This is a genomic window from Ruegeria sp. YTSB088 (genome assembly GCF_059609825.1).
In genome coordinates, this window is sequence record NZ_JBXWMM010000012.1 from 1 (window position 1) to 14412 (window position 14412).

Genomic DNA, 14412 nt, shown 5'->3' on the forward strand with positions numbered 1-14412 from the left:
TGCCGAGTGACCGGTCGCTTTGCCGCTAGAGCAGACATTGAACCCAATACACCGAATGACCGCACCGAGCCCAAAGCGGAAGTTCACTCGCCTAAGGCGAAAAGAGTGGTTTTGGACGCTTTTGCATTAGCCTGATCCCAAGTAGCAGAGATAAGCATCCTAAAGCCAATCCCATTGCGAGGGCATTGATGGCGAACAGACCGCCAAACAGGGATGCCGCTGTTCTTCCCGCCTGTTCGATAGACGTGTCTGCTACGACTGATACCCAGTCTTGTAGGTATTGTGCGAACAGGACCGCGATCCCTACGGGCGAAATGATTAGCGCCGCGCCGAGAGAGGTCAATCCTCGGCCGAAGACGGCCCGAAGTGTTGACCCTTTCAGTACTATTGCGGCCGTGGAAGAAAAAACGACAAGCGCAGAGAGCAGGGCGAGTAACATCTCCACAATAGGGGACAGGTCTTTCGTGACAGTTCCTGTAAGGGCCGAGGTGAAGGGCAACAGAACGAAGGTCGCGAGCCCTGCAGCAAGGAGCCCAGTTAGCAACTTTGGCAATATGCCAGACGAGCGGCTAGCGCCACATTTCTTTTGCTTAGGTGGAGTGGGCAAAGCCGAATCGGTCTGATCCCAGTGCAACGACATTGATTCTGGACGAGAGAACATCACAGCCCCTTTGAATTGTTAAATATGAAACGACCCAGCAAGCCGCGTGTTATTGGGAATCTGGTAAGCTGGAACGGAGTATCTTTCGGCGCTTGGACTAATGTTTGCGCGAACTGCACATACCGAGGCGCAAGCATTGGTATCCTTGCTATTTCAAGTGATGAACAACCTGATTACGTAAGCGACAGTGGCTAAGCACAAGACGCTGCCGAACCAGATTGCGCTGAACCAGAAAACTTGCTTTAGCAGTTTCAATGGAAGCTCTCCTCTGGATCGATCTTTCCGCGGAAAACCCAGTAGGTGTAGGCGGTGTAGGCCAGGATCACAGGCAGCAGAATGACGGCTCCGACCAGAGCAAAGGCCAAACTGCTGCCCGGCGCTGCGGCTTCGGCAATCGTGAGGCTTGGGGGTAGCATATAGGGGTAGAAACTGATCCCGATGCCAATGAAGCACACGACGAACAAGGCAATGGCGCAGAAGAAAGGCTGATAGTCGCGCTGTGTCTTCAGGCCGCGATGAAGCATCCAAGCAATGAGAGCAACAACAGCCGGCACACACACAGAGAAAACGACACCGGGCCACGAAAACCATCTGATCAGATAGATCGGATCTTGGAACGGGGTCAAAAGACTGACGAGGCCAATCAACCCGAGCGTCATGAGCATCAGTGGACGTGCATAGGAACGCATCTGGTGCTGTATTCCACCCGTTGTTTTCATATTGAGCCAGGTCGCGCCCAGCAAGGCATACCCGATCACCAAAGCCACACCCGTTAGGACTGAGAACGGCGTCAGCCAATCCCACTGTGCACCTGCGTACAGCCGATCTTCGACCGGGATGCCCTGGACCAGCGCGCCAAGCGTGATACCTTGGCAGAAGGCAGCCACGGTTGAACCACCGTGAAACGCTATATCCCAAAGCCAGTGCCCGCGTACCGTTCGCCATCGGTATTCGAAGGCAACACCGCGAAAGACAAGCGCAAGAAGCATGATGATGACGGGAATATAGATCGCAGGCATCACAACAGAATAGGCCAGCGGGAAAACAGCGAACAAACCTCCGCCCCCCATGACCAGCCAGGTCTCGTTCCCGTCCCATACAGGCGTGACCGAGTTCATCATGACATCGCGATCTTTGTCGGTTTTCGCGAATGGAAAGAGGATTCCAATTCCAAGATCGAAACCGTCCAGGATCACATAAGTCAGAACGGCAAAGGCAATGATGCCTGCCCAGATTGTCGAGAGCTCAAGCATTATGCTGCCTCCGCCAAGTTAGAGATTCCAATGGGATTGCGACTTTGCTGGAAATCTTCGACAGGCGGTTTTCCCATGAGACGCAGCATGTAGAACGTTCCCGCTCCGAATACCGCGAAATACACGACGATGAAGGCAATCAGAGACGCCGCAACTGCAGGCGCACCCACTTGGGAAAGGGAGTCCGATGTCAGCATCAGCCCGTACACCGTGTAAGGTTGGCGCCCCACTTCGGTGGTGATCCAACCGGCCAGCACCGCCACAAATCCGCTGGGCGCCAAAAGGACCGATGCCCGGTGCAACCAGCAATCTTCGTTGAGGCGGCCCCGAACACGCTGAACAAGCGACCACAAACCGACGCCCAGCATTGCAAAGCCGATTGAGAGCATGATGCGGAAGCTGTAGAAAACAATCGCGACCGGGGGTTCTTCGTCGTCGGGGATAGTGTCCAGCCCGTCAAGCGGTGCGTTGGGGTCATGCTTCAGGATCAGCGAGGATAGTTTCGGGATTTCGATGGCATAGTCCACGCGCTTTTCATCTTCGTTTGGAATGCCGAACAGGATTAACGGTGCACCTTCGGGGTGGCTGTCAAAGTGACCTTCCATCGCCATCACTTTCTGCGGTTGATGCTCCAGCGTGTTCAAACCATGAAGGTCGCCCGCGACGATCTGCAGAGGGGTGACCAGAACGGCCATCCACATTGCCATCGAGAACATTCGGGTGACCTCAGCCGTGCGATTGCGGCGTAACAAGTGCCAGGCCGCAACCCCGGCCACCACGAAAGCAGTGGTGAGGTAAGCGGCAAGAACCATGTGTGTCAGGCGGTAGGGGAAGGACGGATTGAAGACAATCGACCACCAGTCAACGGGAATAAACTGCCCCAGTTCGTTGATGTCGAACCCAGCCGGGGTTTGCATCCAAGAATTGACCGAAAGAATCCACGTGGCCGATATCAGCGTGCCAAGGGCAACCATCGCCGTGGCCATCATGTGCAAGCCGGGACCCACGCGTTCGCGACCGAAAAGCATGATGCCTAGGAAGCCTGCCTCAAGGAAGAAGGCCGTCATCACCTCGTAGGCCATCAAGGGCCCGATCACAGGCCCGGCGGTATCCGAGAATGTGCTCCAATTCGTGCCAAATTGGTAAGACATCACGATGCCGGACACGACACCCATCGCGAAGCCGACAGCGAATATCTTTTTCCAATAGTTGAAGAGATTGAGGTAAGCCTTGTCCTTGCGCCAAAGCCAAAGGCCATTGAGGACGGCCAGGAAGCTTGCCAGGCCGATGGAAAAGGCCGGGAAGATGATGTGGAACGACACAGTAAAGGCAAACTGGATGCGTGCCAGGGTCTCTGCGTCAAAGTTTGCTAGTAGGTTCATTGCCGTTTCCTTTGGCGTCGGATTACAAAGAGCGGCAGTCACCAGGGTTGCTTCGGTTGCCAGCTCGTCGATGTTATTCAGATGAGCAGGATTTGGGGCGGAGGGCGTTTCAGTTCGTTTGGGTTCTGGACGGTTGTTTTTGGATTTTGGACAAACCCAAGTCAGAAGGGCAAGAAAGGAAGCGGAATTTGAAACGCGGAGTCAGGGCACGGCTGGTGTTCAAGCGCCCCAAACAAAGTTGCCACCCGGCTCGTTTGTGAGCCGGATGGCAACCTATCAGAAACTGTGCGAGTTCTGTGCGGGATGGTCAGTCAAACTGCGTCTGGATGCTAGCAGGCAGGCTGACCGGTCAAGTTTATTCGGCTGTGTTTCTCCTATTTCTGTTTCGTTGGCGTTCGAGCTTTAGTCGTTCCAGTCTTTATGCTCTTCTTTGAAGTCGTCGCGACGTTCTTGAGCTTCGTCCTGCGCGTCTTCGAAATTGTCCTTCTGGATCGCACCGCCCACGGCACCAACCGCAGCGCCGGCGGCCGCGCCACCTACGATGCTTTCGCCAGCGATACCGGCGACAGTGGCACCGACAACCGCTCCTTTGATCGCTTTATCAGTGACATAATCAGCATGAGCTGTGGCTGCCATGGTGATCAGAAGTGCGCCGGAGATCGGGGCGATAAAGAATTTCTTCGAGGTTTTCATAGGGTTCATCCTTGTTCTGGGTCAGCAACCACCGCGGCTGCTGTGTGCCATTGAACTAGGTGACCCCATGGCCTGCTTTCTATTGGGGACAGGACAAGGTTTTGTGGATCTTGGACATCTTACGGCCCCGCGCGCTGCAGCGGTCAGCAGACTTAGCGGCCAGCTTTACGAAACCTGGCTGGCGTTTCACCTGTCCATCGCTTGAATGCCACTGAAAAAGCCGCCTGATCCGCAAATCCAAGCATGAAGGCAACGCGGGCAACACCCTCACCACTACGAAGCATCCGTTTGGACAGGTCGCACAACACCCCCTCTAAAAGTGCTTTAAAGCTTGTTCCCTCGGCTGACAGGTGCCGGGTCATAGTGCGCCGCGTCAGTCCAAGCTCTTCGGCTATATCGTCGCCGTTTGGTATCGGTCCGGGAAGACGCTCCCCGAGCATGCCCACAATACGGTCGGACAGACTACGGACTGCATCAGGCTGCGCCTTCAGTTGTTCTTCCCCGTGCCTACGTAAATGCCCCAATAAGGTGGGGTCTGCCGTTGGTATCCGAAAGCTCATGCCGTTTGGGGGCAAAGCCAAGGCGTATCCGGACTTGAAGCCTAAGACTTCACATCCGGCCAATTCGGCCAGCAGCCGGCAGTGCTCGGCATCGTCCGTTTCCAACTCGATAGAGATTGCTGCAAGCCCGCCAGAGGTGATTTGTTGAACTCGCTTATAAAGACCGAATATCAGCATTTCACGGTGGCGAGGGTATTGATGCGCCGGGATAACACTGCTCTCCAGAGTGATTTTTGGCTCATCAGGTGCACCCACGACGTCTAAGCGCAGGTCAGGGTCCTGCATTGCATAAAAGCGCTGCGTGAGTACCAGCGCGCCTTTCACCGTTTCGGCTGCCCGTACGATGTAAGCCAAAAGTGTCCCGGGACCTTGCGCCGAAAGCCCGACCCGCGCGGCAAAGGTTTTATCTTCCAAAACCCGGCACGCAGTTTCAACCGCGCCCGCCTCATGAAGCAACTCGACAGTGGCGTCGGGGCTGTCGAGTACATCCGAAGGCGCTCCAGCCATTTCCAGAACTTCAGGAAACGGAATTCGCGCGCCAGGTTCTTGCGAATAACGCAGCCCAACGTTTTGCAGTCTGTAAGCGCTAATGCGTGGCACTGTTACGTCCTCCCCTAACTTGCACGCAACTCCCTGCAGTCACTGCAATTGTCCAGAAGCCAACAACAAATGTCCAGAACCCTCAGGATCGCTGGTGCGATGACGGTTAGGTCCGGGTCATCAGAAAGGAAACGACCATGATCTACTACGCAAGGTACTACCGCTTACTGAGGGCAATCCAAAACTCCGCCAAACAAGAGTGGTCCGGGGGGAACATCCACGGTCTGCGCACTTCGTCACTTGGCGAGAAAACACCGAACGGGCGTCGTTGGGATCCACCCTACGCCCCGCAGGAAAAGCCATCGGAACCCGCACAACAACCAACCGAGAATTGACGTTTCAAGACACTGAAAATCTACACGCGCAGCTTGGCTGCGCTGCAAAAGGAGCTGAAATATGAAACCACCCGCGTACCTGATGGCGCCAATACTTGGCGTCATCTCAACTCCGGCGTTTGCCGCTGGCGGCGACCCCAGATGGTGGGTCGCGCCCAATCAAACCGACACCTATGCATGGGTCGGCTTGGTCGTTCTCGCCCTTGCGATCCTGTTGGTCGTACACCTCTATGCGCGCTTCGAACGCTACACCGAACACAAGTCAATCGGCACTCCGCTGCGCACAACAATTCCGACGATGCTCACTGTCGCCTTGGCGTATGAGTTGATGCCTGCCCTGAGCCACTTCAGCAGTCTACTGCCGGGCGCCCTAATCCTGACCGCAATCGCCCGCGACTTCATGTTGTGGTGGCGTCCATCGAAAGAGGAGTTGGTAAAATGATTGAGCTTCTCGTCACATCTTTTCCGTTTGTCCTGCGCGTGATCTATCTGAAATGGCGCGGGCTGCCAGTTACCCTGTACAATGTTCACCGGGCGCTCTTCATGTGGTTCGTCCTGGCCCTGATCGTGTTCTTTGCCGTGTTCTACTACTACCCCAAATCCTACACTGGTCTCGTGCCTTTCAGAACTGTTCCGGTCGTTGCCGAGAACGGTGGAACCGTTACAGATATCTTTGTAAAGGGCGGTGATCGGGTAGAACCGGGCGATCCGCTGTTTGCCGTCGAGAACGCGTCTGAACAAGCCGCCGTAGAACTCGCGACTCGCAAAGTTGAAGAGATAGAAAGCGCGAAACTGGCTGCTGAATTGCAAGTCCAGACCGCGCAGGCCGTTCTAGATGCCGCGATCACCGCCAGAGAGCAGGCCGAATTGGTACTTATGGATCACGAGGCACTTCAAGCAAAAGGCTCGGCGGCATTTCAAGTGAGCCAGTTGGAACGAGCCCAGTCAACCTTGAGCACAAGAGAGGCAGAGGTTGAGGCTGCTGAAACGCAACTTGGTGTGGCACAAGTTCAGGCAACGGCTGTTCTGCCCGCCCAACTTGCATCAGCGCGTGCATCGTTGAAGCAGGCACAAGTGGAGCTGTCAAAAACTCTGACTCTCAGCTCAGTCGACGGTGTAGTTGAACAAGTCACCCTGAACGTTGGTTCGCGCGCAGCGCAAGCCGCAATGAGCCCAGCCATGCTGATTGTACCGGAACGGAAAGATGCAGAGAAAGGACGTATCGTTGCTGGTTTCTCGCAGGTTTCTCGCACCGAACTGTACGAGGGAATGGCCGCAGAGGTGGCGTGCGAAAGCAACTTCAACATCTCGATGCGGAATACTGTTCTCCCGGCAAGGATCGTCCGAATTCAGGAGCAGATTTCTTCCGGTCAGCTTGCGCCCAGCGGTCGCCTGATTGAACCCAGTGAAAAGGCGAAACGGGGTCAGATCGTTGTGCATCTCGATCTGGTGCATCCAGAGCACCGCGATCTTCTGGTGCCAGGTAGCGGTTGCATCGTCCAATCCTACACCACCAATTTTGAAGGCGAAATGGAAGGAACACTTGTCGCCCACGGGATTCAGGCCATGGGTATCATCAAGGCGGTTGGTCTACGGGTGAAAGCTTGGTTCGGTCTGACCTCTGGTATCGGCTTGATCGGTGGTGGACACGCCTGATTTCCCAAAGACCCCCCTATTCAATAAACACGGCTCCCGACTAACGTTGGGAGCCGCTTCCACTACTTACGTAGGTTGCGTCAATCAGGACCGTCTTCTCTTCGCCGTGCACGGTGGTCAGACCGGCCAAGATCCGCGCGAAGATGCCTTTCTGGCTCCAACGCTTTCATCGGCTGCAAATCGTCTTGTGAGGCCCGTATTTGCCAGAGGCATCTCGCCAGCGCAAACCATTGCGATTGATGAAGGTAATCCCACTCAACACCCGATTGTCATCACCCCGAGGCTTGCCGCGCCACTTCCGGAAGAAGGGCGCGCGCTTCGCCATCTGCTCGTCGGTTAGCCAACAAAGGTCGCTCAGGTCACCGCTCGGTTTTGACAGCCGAGAATCACGCGGCGCACCGAAAATCAATGCAGCCTGACCCTAGTCTGACCCGATAATTCCTTCAATCTTTGACAGGGTTGCGGAATTCACTGCGACACCCGCTTTGCTTGATGAAAGTCGGCTCATGCGGCGGCCATCGCCGGGCAGATGCGCACCGTCCTGAGCTCTGATCGATTCAACCAAAGTCGCCATGGCGTTCGAAAACGCGCCACCGGACGACGCTGCGGGATCAATCGCAATGAAAAACTGCCCGGTCTTTGGGGGGCCACCGGCAGTTCCGGAAAAAGGCGAAGCGTTCAACCCAAGTGTTGATCCCGTAAGGGCAGCGGCCATGACTTCGGTCAGCAAAGCAACACCCACGCCTTTGTAGCCGCCCGAAGGGGCCATGCTGCCTTTCAGACCAACGTTAGGGTCCGTTGTCGGGTTCCCGTCAGCGTCCAGCGCCCATCCGACGGGAATGGCCTTTCCTTCCCGTGCATGCTTCATCACTTCGCTCTTGGCGATGGTGCTGGCGCTTTGATCAATCAGCAGCGCGGGTTGACCATCCGTACCCGGTGCAGCGATGGAGAACGGATTGGTACCAACAACAGGTTTCGATCCGCCCGAAGGTGCGATGGATGCTGGCGCATTGGTGAACCCCAATCCAACCAGCCCTGCCTGGGCCAGCCGATAAGTGTGATAGCCGAGAACACCGCAATTGTAGCTGTTGGTAATTGCCAATGCGGCGATACCCTGTTCTCGTGCCGCCGGGATCAACGCCTCAAAACCCAGATCAATGGCCGAATGTGCAAACCCGGTTTTGGCATCGACCCGGACGAGGCCGGGACGCTGGGTTTCAAGGGCCGGTTTTGCCTGACCGTCCACCTTGCCGCACTGAACATGCTCGCAATAGATCGGGATATACGCCAGCCCATGGCTGGCAACGCCGTCTGCCTCGGTCGCGGCTGTGGCAACAGCCAAAGGGCGTGCGTTTTCTTCGCTTGTGCCGGCGGCAACCAGCGCATTGAATGACAGCTCTTCGATTTCGGCAAGCGAGAGAGTTCTGGTTTCAGTCATCGGATCATCCTTCAATCGTTGTCTGACAAGCCTGAACCAGCGCCAAGCAGTCGGGATTCTTCAGTTGCGGGAGCGTAGGTGCGATGCGCCACGGTGTTGAGGAGCTGCCAGGCCTCAGGATTTGGAGCAGCGCGGCTATGCATGGAACGAGCGGATTGAATGTGGTCAACTTCGGCTATCACGACACGGTCAGCCTGGTCCGTTCCGAAGTCTTCACAATTTAGATGAATACCATCTGTTTTCGCGGAAACACCGTCGATCGTGACTTCCAGGATTGTCTTTCGCCTTTTAGCCATAGTGGCGACAAAGGGAAGCAGCAGAAGCGGTGCGGCAACGTTTGAAACCGAAACCGCGCCTTGGGACAGCGCAGTCGGAGAGTCCGACAAAGCCGTTCCGGTCATCAGCGGGCATAGGTCCTGTTCACCGGTCCACATACCGTTCTGGACCTCTGGAACGTGATGTTCCAGGCCGGGTGCAAATTCGCGCCGGAGCAGCTGAGCCAAGATCGCGGGCCCGTCGAACCCCTGGGCGCACAGCCATCGGGTTGCTTTTGCGGCTTCTTCCGCCACACCCCAGGCATATCCGGCCCCACGGGTTGCGCGTTTGGCGGTGGCTTCTACTTCGTTCAACGAGAAGGTCATTGCACAACCTCCGGATAAACCCAAAGATCGGCGTTCCCGGTGTTCAGCTCATCCGGGTAGGGTGCACCTGCATACATGCAGATACGCACCCACCGATCCGAACGCGGGTCAAAATGCGTTGCACCAAAGAAGGACAGTTTGGCGCGCAGCATATCAATGGGCATCACCTGCGCGCTGATCGTGTTGTCACGAATTTCACCGTACGGTGCGATGCCGCTGATTTGTGCGCGGCGCACGGTATGGCGGTGTTCCGGATGGCGCAACAGAAACTCTGCTATCGGAGTGTCATCAGGCCAGTCCTGCATTGCTTCGAAAGCCAAGGTCGCATCCCGTGCCGGTGCAAGAGGTTGTTCATAATCCGAGATCGGTTCTTCGAACCGTTCCCCTAGTCGGGGTTCCAGCTTTTCTTCGGATACGTACCACGCGCGCGCGCAGTTTTCGGCGGCGGTCCAATCAAGGTTCTGGGCCCAGTCAAAACTGTTCCGGATCAACGCACGCACCGCCGATACCGGCATTTTCCCATCAATCACCTGCGCGGCCGTGTTGGTGTCCGCCATGCAACTCGCAAGCCCGTCAACAAGCGTGCCATAAGGTTCAAGGATCAGAGAGGCCAGCAGCTCTTGGCCTTCTTCGGTCAGCGTGGTTTCGGACCAACAGATCAGACGGTTCCAGGGGTGGTCCTGTGTCAGGTCATCCTTGGCCAGATACTCTTCGATTTTTTGCAGATCCGAATTCAGGGCCGCCAGCTTTCTAATCTGAACGGGATGCTCAGACTGCCACCATGCGATTGACTGTTTGCTGCGCGTAAAGATATCGCGGAATCTGCGGGCCTCCTTAACCGAAGCCGCCCCAATGGACCGAACGCGCGAGATTGCCTCTTCCCGCACCATGATCCAGTTGTTGAACAACACCGGGTGATTGACGATGAATGGAGCCATACCCAGACCAGTCGAATTTCCGATGCCCAACCAACGGGCGATGTCTGGATCAAGCTCTGCGGTCCGATCCCCGCCTTTGACCTGCGCCATATGCTGCACCAGATCGCGCACAAAGGCGCGGGTCAGATAGACCGACAGCATCTCGATCTGGAATGGACCGCTGACTTCAGCCCGGCAGGCTGTCTTTTCACGGTCTGCTGCGCCAAATTTGCCTGACCCATAAACTGCCGTGGTCCGCATCAGATAGCCGACCTTGTAGATCTGTTCGAGATCGGGTTGCTGCCCCGCCGCGAGACGATCCACCACATGAGCCCAAAGCCGCACGGAACGGTTGGCTCGGGACAGGGACAGTTCGGCTTCGCTGACACGTCCGGCTTCTTGCAATGGAACGTTCTGCGATAGACGATCGATATCTTTCGCCGTTGGAATGCCGTCAAACAAGGTGAAGGTGGCATCCCAGGCCTCGGCGATCACCCGGTCGGATCGTTGTTCGGGTGGCAGGTCGTGGGCAAAGGCGACCAGCGAATATGCCCGATCGGGGCCTTGCGCGGTATAGACCGCATGACCTACACCTCTGTCGTCAATTTCAAACGCGGGACGTGAAAAGCTCCAGTTTTCTTCGGCCATGCGGCGGGTCAGTTGCCGCATAAAGCTTAGCCGACATTGGTGTAGCGATCCCAACCGTGACAGCCGCATGACCGTGGCTGGGTCACGTCTGGCGATCTCTGTCTGCGCGTGTGGTTCCATTTGGTTACCTTTGTGGGACGAAGTTCTCGGCAAAGAACCGATACCAGTTCCTGCCCATGATCCCGGCCACTTCGTCATCGTTCAGGCCGGTCGCGCGTAACCCTTTTTCGATGTTGCCAAAGTCTCGGTTGTCCTGAAACCAGCCCGGCATTGGTGGGAAGCCCGGAGCCGAGGCCGAGCCTTCGCCATAGTCGATTTCTTTCGTCCAGCGCCCCACACGCATCCATTCAACGACGCTGTCGGGCTGATCCTGACACAAGTCAGTACCGATCCCCAGGTGTTCGGCCCCGTATTTATCGGCAGTGCGGGCGATCATTTCGCAGAAGCTCTCCAGCGTGCAATCGGACTTGTCCTTCAGGTGGTGAGGGTAGACCGAAAAACCCAGCATCCCACCTTTTTCCGTTACCGCGCGGATGACGTCTTCCCGCTTGTTGCGTAGGGCCGGGGACCATTCGTGCGGATTGGCGTGTGTAATCGCGATGGGCCGGTCCGAGATTTCAGCCGCCTCGATCGTGGAACGGTCTGCCGAATGGCTCATGTCGACCACAAGGCCCACGCGGTTCATCTCTTTGATGACCTGCTTGCCCATACGTGTGATGCCGGTGTCTTCGGCCTCGTAACAACCGGTCGCCAGCAGGGATTGGTTGTTATAGGTCAATTGCATGAACCGCGCGCCCAGATCGTGCAGGATTTCGACCAGTCCGATATCGTCTTCGATGGGTGACGGGTTTTGAAATCCGAAGAACACTGCGGTTCGGCCTGTTTCACGAGCTGTGTCGATATCGCTGGCCCACCGGCCTTTCATGATCAAGTCCGGGTATTGCTCGAACCAGCGGTTCCATTTCTCGAAGTTCAGAACCGTTTCGCGGAAATTCTCATGATAGGAGATGGTGACGTGGATCGCGTCCACGCCCCCTTCGCGTAATTGGCGGAAGATCTTTTCCGACCAGTTGGCATATTGCAGGCCGTCGATTCGCATCAGACAGGGCCCGCGCTGATATAGGCGGTTTTGACGGTCGTGTAGAATTCAGCCGCCGCCTTGCCCTGTTCGCGTGGTCCGTACGAGCTGTCACCTCGACCGCCGAAAGGCACGTGATAGTCAGTACCAGCGGTGGGCAGATTGACTGTCACGACGCCGGTGCGTGCATTGCGACGGAAATGGGTGGCGCGGGCCAGCGACTTGGTCACGATGCCCGAGGTCAGGCCGAAATTCGTGTCGTTGACCACGCTCAGCGCCTCGTCATAGCTACCGACCTTGATGACGGATGTCAGAGGCGCAAACATTTCTTCACGGTTGATGCGCATATCGTTGGTGGTGTTCAGGAATACGCCCGGCGACATGTAGAAACCGTCATGGGGCATCTCCAGCCGCTGACCACCACAGGCCAGTTCGGCGCCTTCGGATTTGCCCAGATCGACATAGGCGAGGTTTTCATTCAACTGCTGCTGGCTGACGACCGGACCCATCTGAACCCCGTCCTCCAGCGCGTGGCCAACCTTCATGGCCTGTGCACCGGCCACCAGTTTTTCGACGAAGGCATCATGGATGCCCGCGTGGACGACCAGACGCGACGAAGCGGTGCACTTCTGACCGGTACCACCAAAGGCCCCGCCCAGTGCCAGCGTCACCGCCAGATCCAAATCGGCATCGTCCATCACGGCCAGCGCGTTCTTGGACCCCATTTCCATCTGCACTTTGGTCAGGTTCTGGATCGCCGCAGCAGCAATGCCTTTACCCACGGGAACCGATCCGGTGAATGAAATCGCATTGACCTTGGGGCTTTCCACCAGACGCTGACCGATGGAACGGCCCGAGCCCATCACCAGGCTGAACAAACCCTTGGGGATGTCTTGCCGCGTGATGATTTCGGTCAGTGCCACGGCCGAGGCAGGGGTGATATTGGCGGGTTTCCACACAACCGCGTTGCCATAGCAAAGCGCCGGGGCGATCTTCCACGAGGCCGTTGCGGTGGGGAAGTTCCACGGGCTGATGATGGCAACCACGCCAACAGCCTCGCGGCGCACGTCAACCTCGATGTCCGGGCGCACGGAATCGGCGTTCTCACCGATCTGTCGCAGACATTCGGCAGCATAGTAAGTGAAGAACTGACCGGCACGGTAAACCTCGCCCTTGCCTTCGGCCAGCGGCTTGCCTTCTTCGCGGCTCAGCAATGTGCCAAGTTCCTCGGCACGGGCCATCAGTTCGTTGCCGATGGCGTTCAGTACGGCCTGCTTGCGCTCTAACCCGTAGGCAGCCCACTCCAACTGTGCCACACGCGCCTGGTCCAGCGTTGCCTCAAGCTGATCGGCACTGGCCTGCGCGAACATACCGACCAGATCGCTCAGGTCCGATGGATTGCGGTTTTCAATTTCGCTTTCACCCGCCAGCCATTCGCCGGCAATCAGATTCAGTTTGGTCACGTCAGGCCCCAACTACGTAAGTTCAGTTTGCGAAAGAATGGAACTTGCTGGCGATATCAGTCAAACTCAAATAACTTTAGTAAACTTCAGAAAGATTGAAGTATGGCCGTGAAAGTAGAAATGCTGCGGTGCTTTTGCACCGTGGCACAAACCGGAAATCTTGCCGAGGCAGCCAGCCGTCTGGGCAGGACACAATCTGCCGTCTCAATGATGCTGAAGCAATTCGAAGAGCATCTGGGCAAGAAGCTGTTTGAAGGGGAACGGAAAAACCACCTTTCGCCGCTGGGTCAGCAAGTTCTTGACCTCTCACTCAAACAGGTGCGGGATTTTGACCAGGCCGTTCAGAATATTGAACTGGCGGCACAGGCCGAGCATGGGTTGATCCGTATCGTATCGGTGCCGTCCGTGGGGGCGTTGGTCTTTCCTGCCCTGCTGGATCATATGACTTCTCGCTTTCCCGGCCTGAAGATCGAGTTGCGTGACGGAGATTCGCAGCAGGTTTTGGATGCGGTTGCCGGCGACACGTCTGATATCGGCATTGCGTCCGGCCATCATCCACTAAACGGGGTCAGTGCAGAGCCGCTGTTTCAGGATCGCTTCGGGTTGGTTGCAGCGTCCGATCATCCGCTGATGACACGGGCAGAACCGCCAGCCATTTCGGATCTGGTGGCTGAGCCTTTCGTTCGAAACGCCCTGTGTGACTTTATCGAGTCCGCGCCTTTTAGAGAGATTCTGGACGGGGCCGAGGTTACCATTCACAACACGCATTCCCTGATCACGACGGTCAGAGCAGGCCAATGGATCACGGTCCTGCCGCAGACCGTCGCGCAATTCATCCCGGACGCAGTTGCCTTTCGTCCGATTACGGATTTGCCGGACAGGCGCGAGGTGTATCTTTATGTAAGGGAAAGAGCGCGATTTCGAGAAATCTCCGAGGCCTGCCGTTCATTTGTCCTGTCGAGCGGGTTTGGAAATGCAAGCCAGGTGAACGCATGAAAAATGGATTAACCCTGCTCAAAATCACGAATTAATTTGGTTTTTGCAGACTCGGGCCCGCTGCCATGCTAGGTTCCCGCTTGAAGTGGGG

13 protein-coding genes and 1 pseudogene are annotated in these 14412 nt (G+C 56.5%); 3 read left to right on the forward strand and 11 right to left on the reverse strand.

The annotated features are described in order from the left end of the window. Nucleotides 1-814: 814 nt before the first annotated feature. From AC2FFA_RS17540 to AC2FFA_RS17560, 5 genes are all read right to left on the reverse strand, one after another. Nucleotides 815-916 (reverse strand): DUF2474 family protein, encoded by a 102-nt coding sequence (locus tag AC2FFA_RS17540; protein WP_496718694.1) that lies wholly within the window; start codon nt 914-916, stop codon nt 815-817. Next, nucleotides 913-1914: a cytochrome d ubiquinol oxidase subunit II gene (gene cydB / locus AC2FFA_RS17545; protein WP_496852569.1), complete on the reverse strand. Its 1002-nt coding sequence runs from the start codon at nt 1912-1914 to the stop codon at nt 913-915. Before cydB ends, AC2FFA_RS17540 begins: the two co-directional genes overlap by 4 nt. After that, nucleotides 1914-3296 (reverse strand): cytochrome ubiquinol oxidase subunit I, encoded by a 1383-nt coding sequence (locus AC2FFA_RS17550; RefSeq protein ID WP_496852570.1) that lies wholly within the window; start codon nt 3294-3296, stop codon nt 1914-1916. The genes cydB and AC2FFA_RS17550 overlap by 1 nt, the downstream gene beginning before the upstream one ends. A gap of 402 nt (nt 3297-3698) precedes the next feature. After that, nucleotides 3699-3989, reverse strand: coding sequence for a hypothetical protein (locus AC2FFA_RS17555; RefSeq protein ID WP_496718691.1), 291 nt, complete (start codon nt 3987-3989; stop codon nt 3699-3701). Nucleotides 3990-4141: 152 nt separating this feature from the next. Beyond that, the gene (locus tag AC2FFA_RS17560; protein WP_496852571.1) at nt 4142-5149 is read right to left on the reverse strand and encodes a helix-turn-helix domain-containing protein; all 1008 of its coding nucleotides are present in this window, start codon (nt 5147-5149) and stop codon (nt 4142-4144) included. Nucleotides 5150-5545: 396 nt separating this feature from the next. Between AC2FFA_RS17560 and AC2FFA_RS17565 the strand changes: the two genes are divergently transcribed. Then, entirely contained in the window at nt 5546-5926 is a 381-nt protein-coding gene (locus AC2FFA_RS17565; protein ID WP_496852572.1) for a hypothetical protein, read from the forward strand. Further along, a complete protein-coding gene (locus AC2FFA_RS17570) occupies nt 5923-7140 on the forward strand; it encodes an HlyD family secretion protein (protein WP_496852573.1) in 1218 nt (405 codons plus the stop codon). Before AC2FFA_RS17565 ends, AC2FFA_RS17570 begins: the two co-directional genes overlap by 4 nt. A 61-nt stretch (nt 7141-7201) precedes the next feature. On the opposite strand, the pseudogene AC2FFA_RS17575 reads toward AC2FFA_RS17570, so the two are convergent. From AC2FFA_RS17575 to AC2FFA_RS17600, 6 genes and pseudogenes are all read right to left on the reverse strand, one after another. Next, nucleotides 7202-7498, reverse strand: a pseudogene (locus tag AC2FFA_RS17575) (transposase); the annotation flags it as partial. Between the two features lie 63 nt (nt 7499-7561). Next, a complete protein-coding gene (locus AC2FFA_RS17580) occupies nt 7562-8578 on the reverse strand; it encodes an Ldh family oxidoreductase (RefSeq protein WP_496852574.1) in 1017 nt (338 codons plus the stop codon). An 11-nt stretch (nt 8579-8589) separates the two neighbouring features. Beyond that, a complete protein-coding gene (locus AC2FFA_RS17585; protein WP_496852575.1) occupies nt 8590-9219 on the reverse strand; it encodes a DUF3726 domain-containing protein in 630 nt (209 codons plus the stop codon). After that, complete coding sequence (locus tag AC2FFA_RS17590) at nt 9216-10904, reverse strand: hypothetical protein (RefSeq protein WP_496852576.1); 1689 nt, start codon at nt 10902-10904, stop codon at nt 9216-9218. Before AC2FFA_RS17590 ends, AC2FFA_RS17585 begins: the two co-directional genes overlap by 4 nt. A gap of 4 nt (nt 10905-10908) precedes the next feature. Beyond that, nucleotides 10909-11883 carry a membrane dipeptidase gene (locus tag AC2FFA_RS17595; RefSeq protein ID WP_496852577.1) on the reverse strand — a complete coding sequence of 325 codons (975 nt, stop codon included), beginning with the start codon at nt 11881-11883 and terminating at the stop codon, nt 10909-10911. After that, entirely contained in the window at nt 11883-13325 is a 1443-nt protein-coding gene (locus AC2FFA_RS17600; protein ID WP_205511855.1) for an aldehyde dehydrogenase family protein, read from the reverse strand. Before AC2FFA_RS17600 ends, AC2FFA_RS17595 begins: the two co-directional genes overlap by 1 nt. Before the next feature lie 102 nt (nt 13326-13427). Between AC2FFA_RS17600 and AC2FFA_RS17605 the strand changes: the two genes are divergently transcribed. Beyond that, nucleotides 13428-14321, forward strand: a complete 894-nt coding sequence (locus AC2FFA_RS17605) for a LysR family transcriptional regulator (RefSeq protein WP_496852578.1) — start codon at nt 13428-13430, stop codon at nt 14319-14321. The last annotated feature ends 91 nt before the right edge of the window (nt 14322-14412 follow it).

Bases quoted from the DNA above. Each gene is read 5' to 3' on its own strand.
- AC2FFA_RS17595 (WP_496852577.1), bottom strand. From the start codon at position 11,883: ATGCGAATCGACGGCCTGCAATATGCCAACTGGTCGGAAAAGATCTTC.
- AC2FFA_RS17605 (WP_496852578.1), top strand. From the start codon at position 13,428: ATGGCCGTGAAAGTAGAAATGCTGCGGTGCTTTTGCACCGTGGCACAA.
- AC2FFA_RS17580 (WP_496852574.1), bottom strand. From the start codon at position 8,578: ATGACTGAAACCAGAACTCTCTCGCTTGCCGAAATCGAAGAGCTGTCA.
- AC2FFA_RS17550 (WP_496852570.1), bottom strand. From the start codon at position 3,296: ATGAACCTACTAGCAAACTTTGACGCAGAGACCCTGGCACGCATCCAG.
- AC2FFA_RS17565 (WP_496852572.1), top strand. From the start codon at position 5,546: ATGAAACCACCCGCGTACCTGATGGCGCCAATACTTGGCGTCATCTCA.
- AC2FFA_RS17570 (WP_496852573.1), top strand. From the start codon at position 5,923: ATGATTGAGCTTCTCGTCACATCTTTTCCGTTTGTCCTGCGCGTGATC.
- AC2FFA_RS17555 (WP_496718691.1), bottom strand. From the start codon at position 3,989: ATGAAAACCTCGAAGAAATTCTTTATCGCCCCGATCTCCGGCGCACTT.
- AC2FFA_RS17585 (WP_496852575.1), bottom strand. From the start codon at position 9,219: ATGACCTTCTCGTTGAACGAAGTAGAAGCCACCGCCAAACGCGCAACC.
- cydB (WP_496852569.1), bottom strand. From the start codon at position 1,914: ATGCTTGAGCTCTCGACAATCTGGGCAGGCATCATTGCCTTTGCCGTT.
- AC2FFA_RS17590 (WP_496852576.1), bottom strand. From the start codon at position 10,904: ATGGAACCACACGCGCAGACAGAGATCGCCAGACGTGACCCAGCCACG.